This window comes from Arthrobacter sp. 10T416 (assembly GCF_056394165.1).
In genome coordinates, this window is record NZ_JBFTHI010000004.1 from 39489 (window position 1) to 58629 (window position 19141).

General features: G+C 69.1%; 15 protein-coding genes and 2 riboswitches. Of the genes, 11 read left to right on the forward strand and 4 right to left on the reverse strand.

Translation table 11 applies throughout. The annotated features are described in order from the left end of the window. Positions 1–8: 8 nt before the first annotated feature. The 3 genes from AC1DBE_RS06610 to AC1DBE_RS06620 are packed head-to-tail and all read right to left on the reverse strand — an operon-like array spanning position 9 to position 4391. Positions 9–1655: a DNA repair helicase XPB gene (locus AC1DBE_RS06610; RefSeq protein WP_476969993.1), complete on the reverse strand. Its 1647-nt coding sequence runs from the start codon at positions 1653–1655 to the stop codon at positions 9–11. Then, positions 1652–4147 carry a helicase-associated domain-containing protein gene (locus AC1DBE_RS06615; RefSeq protein WP_476969994.1) on the reverse strand — a complete coding sequence of 832 codons (2496 nt, stop codon included), beginning with the start codon at positions 4145–4147 and terminating at the stop codon, positions 1652–1654. The genes AC1DBE_RS06610 and AC1DBE_RS06615 overlap by 4 nt, the downstream gene beginning before the upstream one ends. A 10-nt stretch (positions 4148–4157) precedes the next feature. Beyond that, on the reverse strand, positions 4158–4391 hold the full coding sequence (locus tag AC1DBE_RS06620; protein WP_476969995.1) for a hypothetical protein: 234 nt from the start codon (positions 4389–4391) through the stop codon (positions 4158–4160). A gap of 177 nt (positions 4392–4568) precedes the next feature. Here AC1DBE_RS06620 and AC1DBE_RS06625 point away from each other — a divergent pair, with 177 nt between their 5' ends. From AC1DBE_RS06625 to AC1DBE_RS06635, 3 genes are read left to right on the forward strand one after another with little or no spacing between them, the layout of a single operon-like run. Next, a complete protein-coding gene (locus tag AC1DBE_RS06625; RefSeq protein ID WP_138770163.1) occupies positions 4569–4952 on the forward strand; it encodes a cold-shock protein in 384 nt (127 codons plus the stop codon). Between the two features lie 9 nt (positions 4953–4961). Continuing rightward, positions 4962–5558 (forward strand): DUF3027 domain-containing protein, encoded by a 597-nt coding sequence (locus AC1DBE_RS06630; RefSeq protein WP_476969996.1) that lies wholly within the window; start codon positions 4962–4964, stop codon positions 5556–5558. A 42-nt stretch (positions 5559–5600) separates the two neighbouring features. Beyond that, on the forward strand, positions 5601–6920 hold the full coding sequence (locus AC1DBE_RS06635) for an MFS transporter (protein WP_476969997.1): 1320 nt from the start codon (positions 5601–5603) through the stop codon (positions 6918–6920). A 4-nt stretch (positions 6921–6924) separates the two neighbouring features. Here AC1DBE_RS06635 and serC read toward each other — a convergent pair whose 3' ends face one another. After that, on the reverse strand, positions 6925–8055 hold the full coding sequence (gene serC, locus AC1DBE_RS06640) for a phosphoserine transaminase (RefSeq protein ID WP_476969998.1): 1131 nt from the start codon (positions 8053–8055) through the stop codon (positions 6925–6927). A gap of 301 nt (positions 8056–8356) precedes the next feature. Between serC and AC1DBE_RS06645 the strand changes: the two genes are divergently transcribed. The 8 genes from AC1DBE_RS06645 to AC1DBE_RS06680 all read left to right on the forward strand — a co-directional run bounded on the left by AC1DBE_RS06645 (position 8357) and on the right by AC1DBE_RS06680 (position 18952). Then, positions 8357–9052: an iron-dependent transcriptional repressor DtxR gene (locus AC1DBE_RS06645; protein WP_476903612.1), complete on the forward strand. Its 696-nt coding sequence runs from the start codon at positions 8357–8359 to the stop codon at positions 9050–9052. Between the two features lie 145 nt (positions 9053–9197). After that, a riboswitch (cyclic di-AMP (ydaO/yuaA leader) is annotated at positions 9198–9414 on the forward strand. A gap of 3 nt (positions 9415–9417) precedes the next feature. Then, positions 9418–10236 (forward strand): M23 family metallopeptidase, encoded by an 819-nt coding sequence (locus AC1DBE_RS06650; protein ID WP_476880471.1) that lies wholly within the window; start codon positions 9418–9420, stop codon positions 10234–10236. A gap of 127 nt (positions 10237–10363) precedes the next feature. Next, a riboswitch (cyclic di-AMP (ydaO/yuaA leader) is annotated at positions 10364–10541 on the forward strand. 263 nt (positions 10542–10804) lie between these two features. Next, a complete protein-coding gene (locus AC1DBE_RS06655; protein WP_476969999.1) occupies positions 10805–11560 on the forward strand; it encodes an NlpC/P60 family protein in 756 nt (251 codons plus the stop codon). A gap of 256 nt (positions 11561–11816) precedes the next feature. Further along, positions 11817–12317, forward strand: coding sequence for an HNH endonuclease (locus tag AC1DBE_RS06660; RefSeq protein WP_476970000.1), 501 nt, complete (start codon positions 11817–11819; stop codon positions 12315–12317). Between the two features lie 48 nt (positions 12318–12365). After that, positions 12366–13313 (forward strand): NTP transferase domain-containing protein, encoded by a 948-nt coding sequence (locus AC1DBE_RS06665; protein WP_476970001.1) that lies wholly within the window; start codon positions 12366–12368, stop codon positions 13311–13313. Beyond that, on the forward strand, positions 13310–14800 hold the full coding sequence (locus tag AC1DBE_RS06670) for a molybdopterin molybdotransferase MoeA (RefSeq protein WP_476970002.1): 1491 nt from the start codon (positions 13310–13312) through the stop codon (positions 14798–14800). The genes AC1DBE_RS06665 and AC1DBE_RS06670 overlap by 4 nt, the downstream gene beginning before the upstream one ends. A gap of 87 nt (positions 14801–14887) precedes the next feature. Continuing rightward, positions 14888–15757, forward strand: coding sequence for a formate dehydrogenase accessory sulfurtransferase FdhD (fdhD, locus tag AC1DBE_RS06675; protein ID WP_476970003.1), 870 nt, complete (start codon positions 14888–14890; stop codon positions 15755–15757). A gap of 168 nt (positions 15758–15925) precedes the next feature. Then, a complete protein-coding gene (locus AC1DBE_RS06680) occupies positions 15926–18952 on the forward strand; it encodes an alpha-mannosidase (RefSeq protein ID WP_476970004.1) in 3027 nt (1008 codons plus the stop codon). Positions 18953–19141 lie beyond the last annotated feature (189 nt).

Below are 19141 nucleotides of genomic sequence, written 5' to 3' on the forward strand. Positions count from 1 at the left end.
GGCGTCTGCTAGCCGCCGGCGCCGACGTCCTTGGCGTCCATGATCCGGTAGGCGTAGCCCTGCTCGGCCAGGAACCGCTGGCGCTTCGCGGCGAAGTCCTGGTCCAGGGTGTCCCGGGCCACGAGGGAGTAGAAACGGGCGGCCCGGCCGTCCTGTTTGGGCCGCAGCAGCCGCCCGAGCCGCTGCGCTTCCTCCTGCCGCGAGCCGAACGAACCGGAGACCTGTATCGCGACGGACGCCTCCGGCAGGTCGATGGAAAAGTTGGCCACCTTCGAGACCACGAGGGTCTGGACCTCGCCGGCGCGGAAGGCGTCGAAGAGCCGCTGGCGTTCCTTGACCGAAGTGTCGCCCTTGATCACGGGCGCTTTCAGGCGCTCGCCGATCTCGTCCAGCTGGTCGATATATTGCCCGATGACCAGCAACTGCTCGCCCGCGTGTTCGGCCACGAGCCGCTCCACGATGCCGGTTTTAGTCTCGGACGTGGCGCACAGCCGGTACTTGTCCGCGTCCTCGGCCATGGCATAGGCCACCCGTTCGTCCCGGGGAAGGTCAACCCGGACTTCGACGCAGTCCGCGGGGGCGATGTATCCCTGCGCCTCGATGTCCTTCCACGGGGCGTCATAGCGTTTGGGGCCGATGAGGCTGAAGACCTCGCCCTCGCGGCCGTCCTCGCGGACCAGGGTGGCGGTCAGGCCCAGCCGGCGGCGGGCCTGCAGGTCGGCGGTCATCCGGAAGATCGGGGCCGGCAACAGGTGCACCTCGTCGTAGATGATCAGGCCCCAGTCGTTGCCGTCCACCAGTTCCAGGTGCGGGTACAGGCCGCCGCGCTTGGTGGTGAGGACCTGGTAGGTGGCGATCGTGACCGGCCGGACTTCCTTGACGGAACCGGAGTATTCGCCGATTTCCTCTTCGGTGAGGGAGGTCCGCTTGAGCAGCTCGTCTTTCCACTGCCGGGCCGAAACTGTGTTGGTGACCAGGATCAGCGTGGTGGTGGAACTGGTGGCCATCGCCGCGGCCCCCACCAGGGTTTTGCCGGCGCCGCAGGGCAGCACCACCACGCCGCTGCCGCCGGCCCAGAAGTTTTCGGTGGCCAGCTGCTGGTAGGGGCGGAGCTTCCAGCCGGTCTCGTTGAGCATGATGGGGTGCGGTGTGCCGTCGACGTAGCCGGCGAAGTCTTCCGCGGGCCAGCCGATCTTCAGCAGCAACTGTTTGAGCTGCCCGCGCTGGGAGGAGTGCACCACCACGGTTTCCCCGTCGATCCGGGGCCCCAGCAGCGGAGCGATCTTCTTGGCGCGGCTGACCTCCTCGAGGACCGGGTAGTCCGAGGTACGCATCACCAGGCCGTGCTGCGGGTCCCTCTCCAGCCGCAGCCGGCCGTACCGGGACATGGTCTCTTCAACGTCGATCAGCAGGGAGTGCGGTACCGGGAACCGGGAGTACTTGAGCAGCGTGTCGAGGACCTGTTCGGCGTCGAGCCCGGCGGCACGGGCGTTCCAGAGCCCCAGCGGGGTCAGGCGGTAGCTGTGGACGTGTTCCGGGGCGCGCTCCAGCTCGGCGAACGCCGCGATGGCGTGGCGCGCCTCGGTGGCCTGCTGGTGGTCCACTTCCAGCAGGATGGTTTTATCACTCTGGACAATCAGCGGTCCGTCATTCACTGCAGCAGTTCCTCTGTGGCTTCAACATCGATGATCCGGTGCAGGGACAGGACGCGTTCGGTTTCCTTCGCCGGATCGAACACACGCACCCGCCCGCCATTCACAGCTACCGGAACAACCGTTTCGCGGGTGGCATTCCCCAGGCTGTCCACCACGTTCATCACCACCCGCTGCTTGAGCCGGATAGCCTTCTGCAGCGTCTCCAGGCCCAGCTGGGTGGCGGTTTCGCCGCCCGTCGACCCGGCCCCGGAGCCGCCGGGCGCGGCGGCAGCGGGGAGGGAGACCCCGTTGCGCAGGACGGCGAGCTGGGCGTCGACGTCGGCGTCGGCGGGTGCGGTGCGCGGGGCCGTGTAGACCGGCCGGGTGCCGCCCGGAAGCGCGGTGCTGCGCCCCAGCCTGACGGCGCCCGAACCGTTGTCATCCACCGCGGGGGACAGGCCCAGGCCGCGCAGCAGCTGCGCGGCCTCCCGCGGCGCGGTGTGCGAAATCAGGACGGTGGGTGCGATCCGGACCAGTCCCAGCCCGGACGCTGCCGGAGTGTTCAGCAGCTCCAGCAGGGCCGTTTCGTCCTCGCTCTGGATGAAACTGGACGCCGGGCCCACCCGGAGGCGGGCGTGGCGTGCGGAGGTGTCTTCGATGAGGTACTGCAGCGGCTGCGGCACGGCCGTGGCGGAGTGTTCGCGCAGGAAGTCCAGCAGGCCGGCGGCGTCCTTGCCGGCGTCGAGGGCACGCCGGACGGACGCCACAGAGAAACGGTAGATAGTCGCGGGACCCTGGCCCTCCGCGTCAGCCATGGTCAGCAGCTTTTCGCTGAGCTCGGGGTCAAGGTAGCCCGGCGCGACGGCGGTCAGGTCGGCCTGGAGCAGCACGTGGTTCAGCGCCGCGGGCAGATGCTCGCCGAGGATGGCCAGCGCCTCCTCGGGCTGCTCGACGGCGATGGCGGCACCGATCTGGCTGAGGGCGCCGGAGCCGACCAGGCCCAGCATCTCGGCCTCGGCCAGGACGCCCTGGATAAGCGAACTGAAGCGGCGTGCCATCCGCGGCTGCGACCAGTCGGCCCGTTCCAGCACCGCGGCCGCGTCCAGGACCGGTGCCTCGCCGTCCGGGGCGGCCGCTTCCACCGTGAGCTCGTGCAGGATTTCCAGGATCCGTTTCCGGACCACCGGGGCGTCGGGCCGCTGCGCCTCGGCGGAGAGGGCGTTGATGGTGGTGCCCGCTGGGCCGCGGTGCACCTGTGCCGTGGCTGCACCGCTGACGGGCTGCCCCACCAGGGAGGGGACCCGTTCGCTGGTGAGCCAGGCGTTGACCAGCCACAGCCACTGCTCCTGCCTGGGCAGGGTCAACCACTCCAGCTGCTGCGGCTGAACCCAGGCCGAACTGTCCACGTCGAGCCGCAGGAGCCCGGAGAGCGCGCACAGTTCGGCCAGGACTCCGGCCTCGTGCAGGCCGATCCGGAGCGCGTCCGCGAGCCGCTTCATTTCCCGGACGCCCACGCCGCCGCTGCGCAGTGTGACGAGAGGCTGCTCGCGCACGGCGTACAGCAGCTCACCGACCAGCCGCAGGGTTTCGGCGATCGCCCCGAGCGCGGCATTGCGGCGAAGGGACGCGCTGGTCTGCCCCAGCCGCGGGACCGGGGGAGTGAGTGCAAAGTGTTCGATCACGAAGCCGCCGCGGAGCGCGACGCCGACGCTGTGCGGGAGCTCGACGTGGGCGGCATCCAGCGGCACCAGCAGCCCGCGGGCGAGCAGCCAGTCGACGGGCCCGACGTCGGCGCCCTCGTTGAGCACGGAGGCGCGCCGCTGCGCCTGCGGCACGGCCCCCATGGCCCAGTTCCCGAAGCGGGCCAGCAACGCTGCCGTGCGTTCCGGCGCCGTCGCGAGGAGCGCGTGCAGCGCCTCCGGGGAGGCAGTCCAGTGCTGGAGCGACAACGCTGCCTCCATGGGCGTGGACGCGGGGCTGATCGCGGCCCCCGTGTGGTGCAGTTCGCCCACCAGCTGCACCACGCGCTGGGCGAAGGCGGGCTGGAGCCGGACGAGCTCGGTGTAGCTCCTGCCCAGCCCTGCCGGGTAGATGCCGACGACGTCCTTGAGGCTGCCGACCGGAAGGTAGTGGCGTTGCCGGGCGGTGGCCGGGCTTGCGCCGTGCGGGGGATCGGCGCGGTGTACAAGGGCCAGGTCCTGCAGGGAGTGGAGCAGCCGGTCCAGGGCGGCGACGGTGGAACCGTTGATGAGCCTCTTGAGCGCGGCGGCCGACGCGCTCTGGCCGGTGTCCGTGTTGGTGCACAGGTGGAGGGTCTCCAGGACCTGCATCTGCGGACGGTTCAGGCGCTCCAGCGCCCGCTGGACGCTGACCCGGCCGCTGGCCCGGGCTGCAAGGGCGGAGAAGTCAGGAACAGCAGGGGACATCAGGTCAGGCCGCGCGGAGAACAACACACGCAACGAGTCGTCGCTGCGTGCCTGCAGTTCCTTGCTGAGCGCGCGGATGAGGGACATCAGTCCAACGCTACCTTTCGCCGTGCCCGGGGGCACGGCGCCGGGCCGCGACGGCGTCGACCACCAGGATGAGCATTAGCAGGAAGGCCACCGGCAGCCCGTACAGGGCGGCGGAGGTGATCCAGGCGGGGGCCACGGTGTTGTTCAGGGCCATGACCATAACGGTCCCGACGGCGGCCAGCGAGAGCGCGGCAACGGCGGCTGCCAGAAGAAGGAGGGGCCGCCGGAAGCGCTGTTCAGTCATGGAGCCAACGCTAACAGCCCGGCTTCGCCCGTGCCTCAAACCGTCAAAATGGCCAAGGCAGGATAACCTTGGGGGAACAGACCAACACGGTCCGGGCAGTCACACCCTGAACCCGCATATCCATGCGGACGCGCTGACTGCCGGCCGCGTCCCCGTAGAACGAAGAAGGTTGATTACGTGCCCACCGGCAAGGTCAAGTGGTATGACAAGGAAAAAGGATTCGGTTTCCTCGCAGGCGAGGACGGCCAGGAGGTCTTCCTGCCCAAGTCGGCGCTGCCCGAGGGTGTAACCGAGCTTAAGGCCGGGACCCGGGTGGAGTTTGGTGTGGCCGATGGCCGCAAGGGGGCCCAGGCCCTAGGCCTTCGGGTGCTGGACAAGACGCCGTCGATCGCGAAGGCCAAGCGGCCCAGCGCGAAGGATCTGGCCCCGCTGGTGCAGGACCTCGTCAGTGTGCTGGACAACCTGTCCGGCACGCTGTCCGCGGGCAAGTACCCGGAAGGCAACAAGGCCAAAGCGATTGCCGCCGCGTTGCGCAAAGTCGCCGACGAGCTCGACGCTTAAGGTCCTGCGATGACTCCGGAACCTGAGCAGAACGCCGCCGTGACGGCCGGTGCGGCCGCCGCCGGCGCCAAGGCAGGGTCCAAGCCGCGCTACGGCGTGCCCGCGTGGCGGATCGGAAAGCCGGACGCGTTCCTGGCCGCCTCGGTCGACGTCGCCCGCGCCGCAGTGGAAGGCATCGCCCCGGCGGAGCAAATCGGGGAGCACCTCGGCGCCAAGAGCGAAGGCGACCGGCTGGTGACCCACCTCTTCGAATCGAAGCTTCCCGGTTACGGCGGCTGGCAGTGGTACGCGGTCCTGACCCGCAATTCACGCTCCAAGGTGGTGACCGTGGACGAGCTGGGCCTGCTGCCCTCCGAGGACTCCATCCTGGCCCCGGAATGGGTGCCGTGGGCTGAGCGCGTGCGGCCGGAGGACGCCCAGCAGGACGACGACGCCGAGGCCCGCGCCGGGGATGCACCGGCCGGGGACGCGCCGCGGGATACCGCTGACGACGCCGCGAACTCCGACGCCGGGACCTCCGACGAGGAGCCGGACGACACCCGGACCTCCGACGAGGAACCTGCCGTGGACGAACCTGCCGACGATTCCACCGTAGAGGCCGACTAGCAGCTTGGAACCGTTCGGGGCAGTGCAGCGGAAGGCCAGGACATGAGGTCCACCTTCAAATCGCTGCACATCCTGAACTACCGCATCTGGTTCATTGGCGCCCTGGTCTCGAACATCGGGACCTGGATGCAGCGCACCGCCCAGGACTGGCTGGTCTTTGACCATCTCAGCCACCAGGACGCCGGAGCGATGGGCATCACCATGGCGTTGCAGCTGGGGCCCCAGCTTTTCCTAGCACCCGTGGCCGGTCTCGCCGCCGACCGCTTCAACCGCCGGCAGCTCCTGGTCCTGACGCAGTCCGCCATGGCGCTCCTGAGCGCGGCCCTTGGCGCCCTGGTGCTGTCCGGGGCAGCCCAGCTGTGGCACGTCTATATCTTCGCCCTGCTGCTGGGCGTCGTCTCCGCCTTCGATGCCCCGGTCCGCCAGACGTTCGTCTCCGAACTGGTCCGCGACGACTACCTGCCGAACGCCGTCGCCCTCAATAGCGCCTCGTTCAACGTGGCCCGGATGATCGGGCCGGCCGTCGCCGGGCTGCTCACCGTCGCCATCGGCCCGGGCTGGGTCTTCCTGGTCAACACCGTCACGTTCCTGGCGCTGCTCCTGAGCCTGGCCAAGATCCCCGCCGACTCCCTGCGGCAGTTGCCCCGGGCGCCGGCCGGGAAGGGCCGGATCCGCGAGGGCCTGCGGTACGTCCGCTTCCGGCCCGACATCGTGGTGGTGCTGGTGGCCGTATTCATCGTGGGGACACTCGGGCTGAACTTTGTCCTCTTTATCGCCGCGATGGTCGGCACCGAATTCGGCCTCGATGCCGGCGCCTTCGGCCTGATGAACTCGATCATGGCCATCGGCTCCGTCGCCGGCGCGCTGCTCTCCGCCGGGCGCGGCCGGCCAAGGATGCGGGTGATCTTCGGCGCGGCCGGCGCCTTCGGCGTGACGTCGGGCCTGGCCGCCCTGGCGCCGGATTACTTCTGGTTCGGGGTGGCCCTGGTTCCGGTGGGGCTGTTTGCCATCACCATGATGACCAGCGCCAACGGCTACGTGCAGACCACCACGGACCCGGTCATGCGCGGCCGGGTCATGGCCCTTTACATGGCCATCTTTATGGGCGGCACCCCGATTGGCGCCCCGCTGGTCGGCTGGGTTGCCAACGTCGCCGGTGCCCGCTGGTCCATGGGGGTCGCGGCGGCCTCCGGCGTCCTGGCGGCCCTGATCGGCATGGTGTGGATCGTCCGGGCCAAGCAGTTGCGGATCGCGTTCAACCGGCGCGCCCGCGGTCTGCGCTACTTCCAGGTTGTCCCGGGTCGGTCAACGACGGACGGCGCCGCCGGGGCGGAAGACCCGGACGACGCCGTCGAGCGTTGACGCGTTACTTCTTGAGCTCTCCGACGACGTAGTCGATGCAGGCGAGCAGGGCAGAGACGTCGTCGGGCTCGATCGCCACGAAGGTGGCGATGCGCAACTGGTTGCGGCCCAGCTTGCGGTACGGCTCCGTGTCCACAATCCCGTTGGCGCGCAGCACCTTGGCAACGGCGGAGGCGTCGATCGAGTCGTCGAAGTCGATGGTGGCGATCACGTTAGAGCGGTCTTCGGCGCGGGCCACAAACGGTGTGGCGTACGGCGATTCCTCGGCCCAGCGGTAGATGCGCCCGGCAGAGTCGGCGGTCCGTCCGGCGGCGAAGTCGAGTCCGCCGTTGCTGTTCAGCCACCGAACCTGCGCGTCAAGGGTCACCAGCGTGGCAAGCGCGGGGGTGTTATAGGTCTGGTTGAGCCGGGAGTTATCGATCGCCGTCTGAAGGTCCAGGAAGTCCGGGATCCAGCGGCCGCCGGCCTTGACCCGGGCGGCGCGCTCCAGCGCGGCCGGGGAGAACAGCCCAAGCCACAGGCCGCCGTCGGACGCGAAGTTCTTCTGCGGGGCAAAGTAGTAGACATCGGCCTCGGCGGCGTCCAAGTCCAGGCCGCCGGCCGCGGACGTGGCGTCCACCAGCACCAGCGCGTCCCCGTCCACTCCGGCCACACGTTTGACCGGCGCCGCGACCCCGGTGGAGGTCTCATTCTGCGGCCAGGCGTAGACGTCGACGCCGGCCTCGGCCTGCGCTTCGGGGCGGGTGCCGGGCGCCGAGGTAATGATCGACGATTCGGCGAGGAAAGGGGCCTTGTTCGTGGCGGCGGCAAACTTCGAACCGAATTCGCCGAACGAGAGGTGCTGCGCCTTGTTCTCCACCAGGCCGAAGCTGGCGATGTCCCAGAACGCGGTGGAACCGCCGACGCCGAGGATCACCTCGTAGCCGTCGGGGGCGCGGAAGAAGTCGCTGAGGCCGCTCCGGACCGAGCCCACCAGGTCCTTCACGGGCGCCTGCCGGTGCGAGGTGCCCAGCAGCGTAGCCGACGCCGCGGTAAGGGCCTCGATCTGTTCCGGCCGGACCTTCGAGGGGCCGGCGCCAAACCGGCCGTCCTGTGGCAGCAGGTTCGCGGGGATGGTGATGCTGGTGTCGCTCACAGTGGCTCCAATTGTCGGCTGGGTGCGTGGCGTGGCTGGGCGGGTCCGGCGCCGGGGCGGCCGTGACGCTATTTATTCTGCCCGACGGCCCTGCGCGGGCGGGAAATTGTCCCGTCATAGTCCGGTCACTGAGACGCGGCGGCAGGGGTCGGTCGCGGCCGGGCAGCGCTGGCAGCGAATTATCCGGAGTAATTCAAAATAGGCTAGGCTGAACGTGACGTACGCCGGATCCAGCCAGGGCGCATCCTGCAGGCTGTACGGTGGGAAAGACGCAAGGACGGCGCTCGAGGAGCTGAGCTGAATGACGGATCTGATCGATACCACCGAGATGTATCTCCGGACCATCCTGGAACTTGAAGAAGAGAACATCGTCGCCCTCCGCGCCCGCATCGCCGAACGTCTCCGCCACTCCGGCCCCACCGTTTCCCAGACCGTTGGCCGCATGGAGCGCGACGGCCTGGTGGTTGTTTCCGGCGACCGGCACCTTGAACTCACGGAAACGGGACGGAAACGCGCCATCGAGGTTATGCGCAAGCACCGCCTCGCCGAACGCCTGCTCGCCGATGTCATCGGCCTGGACTGGGCCTACGTCCACGAGGAAGCGTGCCGGTGGGAGCACGTGATGAGTGAGCGCGTCGAGCGCCGGATCTTCGAAATGCTGGACCACCCCACCGTGTCCCCCTACGGAAACCCGATCCCCGGACTTGCCGACCTCGGCGGCCTCCCGGCGCCCGAGCGCGGAAGTGGAGTGGTCAACCTCCTTGACGCCATGGCAGGCTACGGTGCCGACTCGCGGATCACCGTCAGCCGCCTGGCCGAGCCCATCCAGGTGGAGCCGGAGCTGCTGGTCCAGCTCGATGAAGGCGGAATCCGTCCCGGCGCCCGGGTATCGCTGGAACGGGTAGGGGAGTACATCTCGGTGCGCGTTCCGGACATCGAAGGGGCCCTCGAACTGCCCCCCGAGGTCGCGGCCCACGTCTTCGTTACGCTGGGGTAACTACGTCCCTCCGGACGCCCGCGGGGACGCCGGATAGTTATGCACAGGCCGGATAACGGAATTATTACCGTGTCCCTTAATCGCCTATAGTTGATGACTAGCACCGATACACAAGCGTTATCTGATCCGGAGCCGAGCTCTGCCAGCGGATCAGTAGGCGATTCACCTTTCTGGCAGAGGCGGGGGAACCACTAACGGCTGCTGAACCAGCAGCCTTGGGGTGAAGTCCGCTAGCGGCAAGCGCTTTCGCAGGAATGTCCCTGGACACCCCTGCGCCTCAATGCTTGCACCGGCGGACCGGGTCTTTGAACTCTCTGACCCGAATCCGACAGCTAACTTCGCAGGCTTTCCAGAGAGGAACCTTCTTGACCATCCAGACCGTCAGGGGCCGCCGTCGTGCGACCGGTCCCGCTCCGGAGCCGCGCCCGGCCGCCGTCGTACACGACGAGCGCCCGCGCGATGCGCGCCGCGACGAACGCCGCGGCAGACGCAGCCCGTTCCGGCAGGTGACCGACTTTGCCGCCGTCAGCGGTGTCGGGCAGAAAGCCGGCATTGCCCTGGCTGCCACCGGTCTGGTCCTCACCGTTGCCGTGCCGGCCACCGGCCCCGCGATGGCCACCGACACGGCCCGGTCCGGTTCCGTTTCCGCCGCGGCACAGCCGGAAGTCAAGGCCGCAGCAGCCGCAATCAACTTCAACCGCACCGCCGTGACCACCAAGGGCGATCCGGACAGCAAGCTCAAGCAGCTGCTCAGCGCCCAGTCGGCCGGCTCCATCACCCGGGCAGCGTCGGCAGGCAGCCTGGGCGCGCCGCTGGACGTGATGGTCACCGCTTCACCCTTCGGCTACCGCATCAGCCCCATCACCGGGGCCGTCGGCGAGTTCCACCGCGGCCAGGACTATGTCGCCCAGTGCGGCACGGCCGTGCACGCCGCGGCGAGCGGCACCGTTACCTTTTCCGGTTGGCACCCCTACGGGGGCGGCAACCGCATCGTGATCGACCATGGCAATGGCCTGGAGACCACGTACAACCACTTGTCGTCATCCAATGTCCACGTAGGCCAGCAGGTCTCACGCGGAGATGTCGTGGCGATGAGCGGGACCACCGGCGCCTCGACCGGCTGCCACCTCCACTTCGAGGTGATGGTTAATGGGGAAGTCGTTGACCCGCTGGGCTGGCTTTAGCCAACCCGAGGGACCACTCGCATTTCTGTGACACGCCGTGATCTGAATGTGACATTGAGTCCCAACTGCTGTACCGTATGAAGCACGCCAACTTCTCCGAAGTTGGCGCTCTTGAGTGGATTGCCTAACTCTGCCACCGCTCAAGGTCCGTTCGCATCACATCGTCTGGCAGGGGCGGGGGAACCAATTTTGGTCTTCGCAAGAAGACCTAGGGGTTAAGTCGCAAAGCTTCCCAGGAAGCAGCGCGGCCGGGTGACTCCCATCCGAATCCGACAGCTCACCTCGTAGGCATTGGGAGAGGCTACTTTCGTGTCTTCACGCCACAATGCTGCGCGTTCTCGCGCCAGCGAGGCTCAGATGAGCCCGCTGAACTCCATGCTCCGTGCTGCCCTTGCCGGCGCCCGGACTGGATCAGTAAACGCAGTTCCCGCTTTTGGCGCGTCTTCGCAGTACACCCTTCGCTAAGAAACCCGTTTCGGGGCGATCCGGCGTACCCCCAAGATGCCGGAGCGTCCTCAGTCCCGCCTGTCAAGCGCGCGGACACAAGGATCACGAAAGAGAGAACTAAATGACTACTCGTGCAAACATTGCACGCCACCGCGCGGAGGTCACCAAGACCAACTCGCTGGCTGTCATTGCTAAGGCCGTCGGCGACAACGCCGGTGGTATGGGTCGCCAGGCCGCGGTTATCGCTGCTGCCTCCGGCCTGGTACTGACCAGCGGTATCGCAGCCAACGCTGCCGAGACCAATGTTCAGCGCGAATCGACCTCCGCTTCCGCCACGGAAGTACAGTCCAACGCACCGGCCACCATCTCTGCGGCCTCCAGCATCGCCATCTCCTACGAGAAGCCGGCAGTCACCACCGCACCGGCCCCCTTTGTTGAGGAAGCCAAGCCGGTTGTCAACGTGCAGGAAGCCGGAACCACCACGGGTACCGGCACTGGCACCGCGGTCACCGCATCGCTGGACGCGAAGGCACCGGCCGCCGTCAGCGGCATGGGCGCCTCGATCGCCGCCGCTGCCTACGCACAGATCGGTGTGTCCCAGGACTGCACCATGCTGGTGACCAACGCGCTGGCCGCAGTGGGCGTCCACTACCACGGCTGGCCGGCTGGCTACCTCTCCCTGGGCCGCACCGTGAGCGCCGCTGAGGCTCAGCCGGGCGACCTCGCCTACTACCAGAACGGCGGCATGGGCATGGCCCACATCGCTGTTTACGTCGGCAACGGCATGGCCGTTCACGGCGGCTGGAACGGCGGAACCACCGCGCTGTACAGCGTCAACGTCGGCTCCGGCCCGGTCTTCATCCGCGTCGGCGGCTAGGACTTACCCCGGCCTACGGCCACAGCATTTCAAAGGACCCCTGCCCGGCGGCAGGGGTCCTTTGCCATGTACGGCGACGGCCCCACCGCCGTCGGGAGAGACCCGCTCCGGACGCGGCGCGATAGATCCGCGACGAATAAATTCGGTGATCCGGGCGATCCGTGTTTACTCTTGTGGTGTCGATCCATAGCCCGACCATGCACAGGGCAGCCGGCCCTCGTGCCCCTGGCGGGTGCGGCCGTGAAGAGGTATGCGGATGCGCACTCTCGTTCTGAATGCTGGATATGAACCGCTGACGGTAGTCACCTTCCGCCGGGCGCTGGTCCTTGTGCTGACAGGGAAGGCCAGTGTGGTGGCCGAGGGGGATGATCCCATAGTGGGCCCGCAAGAGATCCTCGGGCGCCCGTCGGTCATCCTGCTCAACCGCTACATCCGCCCCCGCTACAACACCCTCACGGCCGTCAGCCGGCGGGGCGTCCTCCGGCGTGACGGCCACCGCTGCGCCTACTGCTCCAAGGCCGCTCACACCATTGACCACGTGCAGCCCAAGTCCCGCGGCGGGGCCGACTCGTGGGAGAACCTTGTGGCCGCGTGCCTGCGCTGCAACAACGCCAAGGGCGACCACACCCCCGCCGAAATGGGCTGGAAGCTCGGGTTTGTGCCGGGTCCGCCCAGGGGCACGATCTGGCAGATCAAAGAGCTGGAGAAGCCAGCCCCGGCCTGGGATCCGTTCCTGCTCCCCGAAAAGGCGCACTAAGTCCCTCGCCCGGCAGCGCTCTGGCGCACGGGCGGCTAGGCTGGGCGGGTGGAATTCGACGCCGTAATTCTCGCCGGGGGACGGTCCTCCCGGCTCGGAGGCGCACCTAAAGCCCGGTTCACGGTGGACGGCGCCACCTTGCTGGAGCGGACCCTGCGTGCCGCCCGGGGCGCCCGCCGTACGGTGGTGGTCGGCCCGGACCCCGGCGGCCTCCCGCCCGGGGTGCTCGACTGCCGGGAAGACCCGCCGTTCTCCGGCCCGGCCGCGGCCATTGCCGCGGGACTCCGGCGCCTGGCCGGCGGCGGGCCGGGCTCTCCCGGCGCCGCCCCGCTGACCCTCGTGCTCGCCTGCGATATGCCCCACGTCGCCGGGGCGGTGCGCGCCCTCCTGGAAGCGGGAGCCGGCGTCGACGAAGCGGCCGGCGACGGCGTGCTCGCGGTGTCCCCGGACGGGCGGACGCAGCCCCTGGTGGGGCTTTATGGCACGGCCGCGCTAGAACGGGCCATTGCTGAAGCCGCCAGGCGAAACGCCCTGGCAGGCGGATCGGTCTTCTCCCTCCTTGCTAGTCTGGAGCTGCGGCAGGTTCCGGTCCCGCCGGGCTCCACGGACGACGTGGATACCTGGGAGGACGCCGCCGCTCTGGGTGCGGCCGACTCCAGCTCGGCCCCCCGGAAATGCGGCGGCCCAACTCGACCTTGGAGGCAAACGGTGAAGAGCCAGGATGAAACGCTAGAAGACTGGTGCCGTGCATTGCTGCAGGCCCTCGAGCTCGAAGACGTCGACATTGACATCAACGAAGTGCTGGGACTGGCCGGCGTCGCCGCCCACTCGGTGGTGCGCCCCGCCGCGCCGCTGACCACCTTCATCGCAGGCTTTGCCGCCGGACTGGCGTCCGGATCCGGCCAGGCGCCGGACAGCGTGTCCATGCAGGCCGCCATGGGCGTCGCCCGCAAACTCGCCAAGGAGTACGCGGCCGCCGAGGCTCCCGGGGCATGACGGCGGAGCCTCCCCGCGGCGGCGGCTCCCACGAGGACCGGCCCCGGCCCGACGCCGTCGCCCCTACCCCCGGATCCGCCCCCGGATCCGACGGCCCGGAAGAACCGGAGACCCCGCACCGGCACATCGCCCACAGCTGGCAGGAGGCCCGCCAGCTGGCGTTCGACTGCGCCACTCCGATCCCGCCCGCACCGGTCCCGCTCCGGAGTGCACTGGGCCGGACCCTTGCCGAGGACGTCCTTGCCCTGCACGACATGCCCCACTACCCGTCCTCCGCGATGGACGGCTGGGCGGTCAACGGCAGCGGGCCGTGGATCCTGGCCGACCCCGGACAGCGGCTGGCCCCGCACCAGGCGAGTCCGATTGTCACCGGAGGGCTCATCCCGCCCGGGGCGAAAGCTGTCCTCCGCAGCGAAAGCGGCGTCATCGCCCCCGATGAGGACGGGCTGCCGGAACTGAAGCTGGGCGGGGGAGCCAAACCCGGGGAACCCCGCAACGGTGAACATATCCGGAAGGCCGCCGAAGAGGCTGCGGCCGGGGAACTGCTGATCAGGGCCGGCACCGTACTCAACCCGGCGCATCTGGCCCTGGCCGCACTCGCCGGCCAGGACGAGCTGCGGGTGCTCGGCAAGCCCGTGGTCCGGCTGGTGCTCACGGGCGCCGAAGTCGTCAGTACGGGAGTCCCGGCGGCCGGGGAAGTCCGGGATACCTTCGGCCCGCAGCTGGCCGCCGTCGTCGAAATGCTCGGCGGTGTCTGCGCGGGCGAAGTCAAGATCGGGGACCGCGACGAGGAGTGGCTCGCCGCCCTCGAGGACACCAACGATCCCGCGGCAAGTAACGCCGCCCCGGGTGCCGTGCAGCCGGCCCAGGGCACCGCCCCGGCAGAGCCCGACGCGGAGCAGGTACCGGCCGACGTCGTTATCACCACCGGGGGAACCGGCCGGTCCGGCACCGACCACCTCCGGCGCACCGTCGCGGAACTGGGCGGCCGGCTGCTGATCGATGGCATCGCGATGCGCCCGGGGCACCCCGCCGTCCTGGCCGAGCTGCCCGACGGACGCTTCGTGATCGGGTTGCCCGGCAATCCGCTCGCGGCCATGATGGCGCTCTCCACCATCGGCGCGCCCCTGCTGGCGGCCCTGGGCCACGGGCCGGCACCCGCGGTCAGCGAGGTCCCCTGCGGCACCATGATCGACGCCGATCCCGGCCGGACGCGGCTGATGCCCTTCCGGATGCTGTACGGCATGGCCTCCCCGGCCCAGCACACCGGGCCGGGCATGATGCGCGGGCTGGCCGCGGCCGACGGCATCCTGGTGGTCCCGCCGCACGGCGTGCAGCTCGGCGAGACGGTGCCGGCGTTTGCCCTGCCCTGGGGTGCGCCCCTGCCCGCGCCCGCTGCCGCGAAAGCCCCCGCCAAACCGGCCGCAAAACGCACCACCCGCAAGGCCGCCGAGGGGCCGGTGGACTGGAGCGCCCTGCTTGGCTGACGCGCCAACCACGTTCATGATGGATGTAGGACCGGACCGCCTCCGCGGGCGGACGGTACCGCACGCACTGCTGATGAGGAGTATCCAATGGGCCGCCTGACACAACGCCGCAAGGTGCACAAATTCGTGCTGGACGGCTCCCCGCAGGCCCTGGAATTCCCGGTCCGGCACCGCGAGGACGTGCTGGCGGTCGAAGAACCACTGGAGATCCGGCTGGGCCACCTGTCCTACTCCGTGACCATGCGGACCCCCGGCAGTGACTTCGACCTGGTGGCCGGCTTCCTGGTCTCCGAGGGTGTCATTTGGGAACCGGAGCAACTCGTCTCGCTGCGCTTCTGCGCCGGCGAGGACGAGGACGGCGTCCAGACCTTCAACGTCGTCGAAGCCCAGCTGCGCGCCGACGTCGTCCGGCCGGACACGGGCCGGAATTTCTTCACCTCCAGCTCCTGCGGGATCTGCGGCACCGACTCGATCGACGCCGTCCGCAAGTCATCCCACTTCAGCCCGGCCGGGGATCCGCTGACCATTCCCGTGGAGACCCTCGCGTCGCTGCCGGACCGGCTCCGCGAAGCCCAGGCCGTTTTCGACGTTACGGGCGGAGTCCACGCCGCCGGACTGTTCCGGATCTCCGACGACGGGTCCGCCGAGCTGCTGTGCCTGCGCGAGGACGTGGGGCGGCACAATGCCGTGGACAAGGTGGTGGGCTGGGCGCTGCGCGAGGGGCTGCTGCCGCTCCGCGGGACTGTCCTCCAGGTGTCCGGCCGGGCGTCGTTTGAGCTGGTCCAGAAAGCATCGCTGGCCGGGATCCCGATCCTCGCCGCCGTCAGTGCGCCCTCGAGCCTGGCCGTGGAACTCGCCGAGGCGGGCGGGATGACACTGGCCGGGTTCAGCCGGGGCACCACCCTCAATGTCTACGCGGGGCACGAGCGCGTGGGCGTCCCGGCTGCCATCGCCTGAGCCACCACCTGGCCCGCCGCAGCGCCCGCCGCAGAACCCCGTCGGCGAACCGGTGGCACCCGGGCGTCGTTGGCTTAACCGCGCCCGGCGCCGTAGATTTTATCCATCGACTGGACGCAAGGTCGAGCACGACGTCGAACTGCCCGCACCAGCGCTAAGAGGATCACATTGCACGACGACCGCCGTCTCACGGAAGTCCGGCTGGACCGCTTTCTGCGCGAACGCATCATCCCCGCGGTTTATCCGCGCAGCCTCCCGCTCACCCTGAGCAGTTGGGACGTGCCCGACGAACCGGTCCCGGTTCAGGAGGCGCTGCAGCAGGACTTCGTGCCGCAGCCGCAGGGGGCGCCGTGGGGGCGTCCCTGGAGTACCAAATGGCTGCGCCTCCAGGGTGAGGTACCCGAGGGCTGGGGCGGCGGCGCGGACACGGCCGTGGAAATCCTGGTGAACCTCGGCTTCAGCACCGACGCGCCCGGATTCCAGTGCGAAGGCACCGCCTGGCGGCCGGACGGAACAGTGATCAAGGCCGTCTCGCCGCGCAACCAGTACATTCCCCTGAAGCTCCTCGGCACCGGCCTGGCGGTGGATTTCTATGTCGAGGCGGCAGCCAACCCGGACCTCTCACAGGGCTGGACGTTCGCCGCCACCCCCTACGGGGACAAAGCGACCGCCGGCTCCGAACCCCACTACCGGCTCGGCCCGATCGTGATCGCCGAAATCAACCAGACTGTCTGGGACCTGCAGCAGGAAATCGTTGCGCTCAGCGGGCTGATGCACGAACTGCCGATGGACCTGCCGCGCCGGCCCGAGATCCTGCGGGCGTTCGAGCGGATGCTGGACATCATGGACCCCGACGACGTGCCGGGCACGGCCGCCGCCGGCCGGGCCGCGCTGGCGGAGGTCCTGGACCGGCCGGCCTACGCCTCGTCGCACCAGCTGGTCGCCACCGGGCACGCCCACATCGACTCGGCCTGGCTCTGGCCGGTCCGGGAAACCATCCGGAAATGCGCCCGCACGTTCTCCAACGTTGTGGCGCTGATGGATGAGGATCCGTCCTTCGTGTTCTCCTGCTCCTCGGCCCAGCAGCTGTCCTGGATCAAGGAGTACTACCCCGAGCTCTTCGGGCGGATCCGGGAGAAGGTGAAAGCGGGGCAGTTCGTGCCCGTCGGCGGTATGTGGGTCGAATCGGACACGAACATGCCCGGCGGTGAAGCCATGGCGCGGCAGTTCCTGGAAGGCAAGAGCTTCTTCCAGGCGGAGTTCGGGGTCGACTGCCAGGAGGCGTGGCTCCCGGACAGCTTTGGCTACTCCGGCGCACTGCCGCAAATCGTCAAGGCCGCCGGCAGCCGCTGGTTCCTGACCCAGAAGATCTCCTGGAACCAGGTCAACCGCATGCCGCACCACACGTTCCACTGGGAGGGCATCGACGGCACCAGGCTCTTCACCCACTTCCCGCCGGTGGACTCCTACAACTCCGACGTCAGCGCCCGCGACCTCGCCCACGCCGAACGGAACTTCCGGGACCACGGCCGCGGCACCATGTCCCTGCTTCCGTTCGGCTACGGCGACGGCGGTGGCGGCCCCACACGGGAGATGCTGGCCGCGGCCCGGCGTGCCTCGGACCTGGAGGGCTCCCCCCGGGTCCGGCTCGGCTCGGCCGCGGAGTTCTTCGCCGGCGCCGAGGCGGAATACGAGGCGCTGCCCGTCTGGGTGGGCGAGATGTACCTCGAACTGCACCGCGGCACGTACACCAGCCAGGCGAACACCAAGCGCGGGAACCGGCGCAGTGAGCATCTGCTCCGCGAGGCCGAACTGTGGAGCGCCACCGCCGCGGTCAGGTGCGGCGCACCGTATCCGGCGGCCGAACTCAAGCGGCTCTGGCGGCTGGTGCTGCTGCAGCAGTTCCACGACATCCTGCCGGGCAGTTCGATTGCCTGGGTGCACCAGGACGCCGAGCGGAACTACGCAGCCGTCGCCCGCCAGCTGGAGGAGATCATCGCCGACGCCGCCGGTGCGCTGGTGGGGGAGGGCGAGCAGGAGTTCCTGCTGAACGCCGCCCCGCACGCCCGCGACGGGGTGCCGGCGCTCGCCGCCGCAGCACCCGTCCTCACGGAGGCCGCCGTGCAGTCGACGCCCGCTGCCGGTGGCGGCCACGTGCTGGACAACGGGATCATCCGCGCCGAGGTGACTGCCGACGGCCTCCTGGTCTCACTCCGGGACCACGCCAGCGGGCGGGAAGCGATCGCCCCCGGCCAGTTCGGCAATCTCCTCGAACTGCACCGGGACACCCCCAACGAATGGGACGCATGGGACATTGATGCGTTCTACCGGCGCAACGTCACGCCCCTGACCGCGGCGCTCGCCGTGCGGTGCGAGCACGACGGCGGGGCCGCCGTCGTCGTTGTGGAGCGGCTGGCCGGCACGTCGCCGATAACCCAGCGGCTGCGGCTGGCGCCCGGCGCGGCCTCGCTCGAGATCTCCACTGCCGTGGACTGGCAGGAGCGGGAGAAGCTGCTCAAACTCGGCTTTGGGTTCGACGTCCGGGCCGACCGTTCGGCGTCGGAAACACAGTTCGGCCATGTCTACCGGCCCACCCACGTCAATACGTCGTGGGAAGCGGCCAAGTTCGAAATCTGCGCCCACCGGTGGATCCATGTGGGCGAACCCGGCTACGGGGTGGCAGTTTCCAACGCGGCCAGCTACGGGCACGACGTCACCCGTGCCGTCCGGCCGGACGACGGCGGCACCACCACCACGGTGCGGGTCTCCCTGCTGCGGGCGCCGAAGTTCCCGGATCCTAATGCCGACCGCGGACCGCACGAACTGACCGTTACCGTTCGTCCCGGCGCCGGAATTGCCGACGCCGTCGAGGAGGGATACCGCACCAACCTGGCCCCGCGCGTGGTCAGGGGAGCCCGGGCCGTGGAACCGCTGGTCAGTGTGTCCAACCCGGCTCTGGTAATCGAGGCGGTCAAGCTGGCAGAGGACGCCTCCGGTGACGTGGTGGTCCGGCTCTACGAGTCGCTCGGGGAACGGTCCGCCGGTACGGTGAGAGCCAACTTCGAGGCTCTGGGGGTGCACGCGGTGGATCTGCTGGAACGGCCGGACAACGCGCCGGGAGTGACCGTCCGGGACGGCGCCGCGGAGCTGGTGCTGCGGCCCTTCCAGCTGGTGACCTTGAGGTTCCGGCGCTAGGGACGGCGGGCTGAGGCTGCCGCGGCCGGACTAAAAAGGGGACGAAAGGCCCGTTAACCAGGCTGAGTGGGAGCGGTCCTTCCGGACCGCTACCACTCATCCCCCCAATGGCGCTTGGACGTTTTGCCAGGCTCAGTAAGACTGAATCCCCATTCACGGAGCCGGCTGGCGCTTTCACACATTTATGAT

Coding starts and splice junctions, on each gene's coding strand:
- AC1DBE_RS06620 (WP_476969995.1), bottom strand. CDS start 4,391: ATGACTGAACAGCGCTTCCGGCGGCCCCTCCTTCTTCTGGCAGCCGCC.
- AC1DBE_RS06615 (WP_476969994.1), bottom strand. CDS start 4,147: ATGTCCCTCATCCGCGCGCTCAGCAAGGAACTGCAGGCACGCAGCGAC.
- AC1DBE_RS06655 (WP_476969999.1), top strand. CDS start 10,805: ATGACTACTCGTGCAAACATTGCACGCCACCGCGCGGAGGTCACCAAG.
- AC1DBE_RS06645 (WP_476903612.1), top strand. CDS start 8,357: ATGACGGATCTGATCGATACCACCGAGATGTATCTCCGGACCATCCTG.
- AC1DBE_RS06635 (WP_476969997.1), top strand. CDS start 5,601: ATGAGGTCCACCTTCAAATCGCTGCACATCCTGAACTACCGCATCTGG.
- AC1DBE_RS06660 (WP_476970000.1), top strand. CDS start 11,817: ATGCGCACTCTCGTTCTGAATGCTGGATATGAACCGCTGACGGTAGTC.
- AC1DBE_RS06630 (WP_476969996.1), top strand. CDS start 4,962: ATGACTCCGGAACCTGAGCAGAACGCCGCCGTGACGGCCGGTGCGGCC.
- fdhD (WP_476970003.1), top strand. CDS start 14,888: ATGGGCCGCCTGACACAACGCCGCAAGGTGCACAAATTCGTGCTGGAC.
- AC1DBE_RS06670 (WP_476970002.1), top strand. CDS start 13,310: ATGACGGCGGAGCCTCCCCGCGGCGGCGGCTCCCACGAGGACCGGCCC.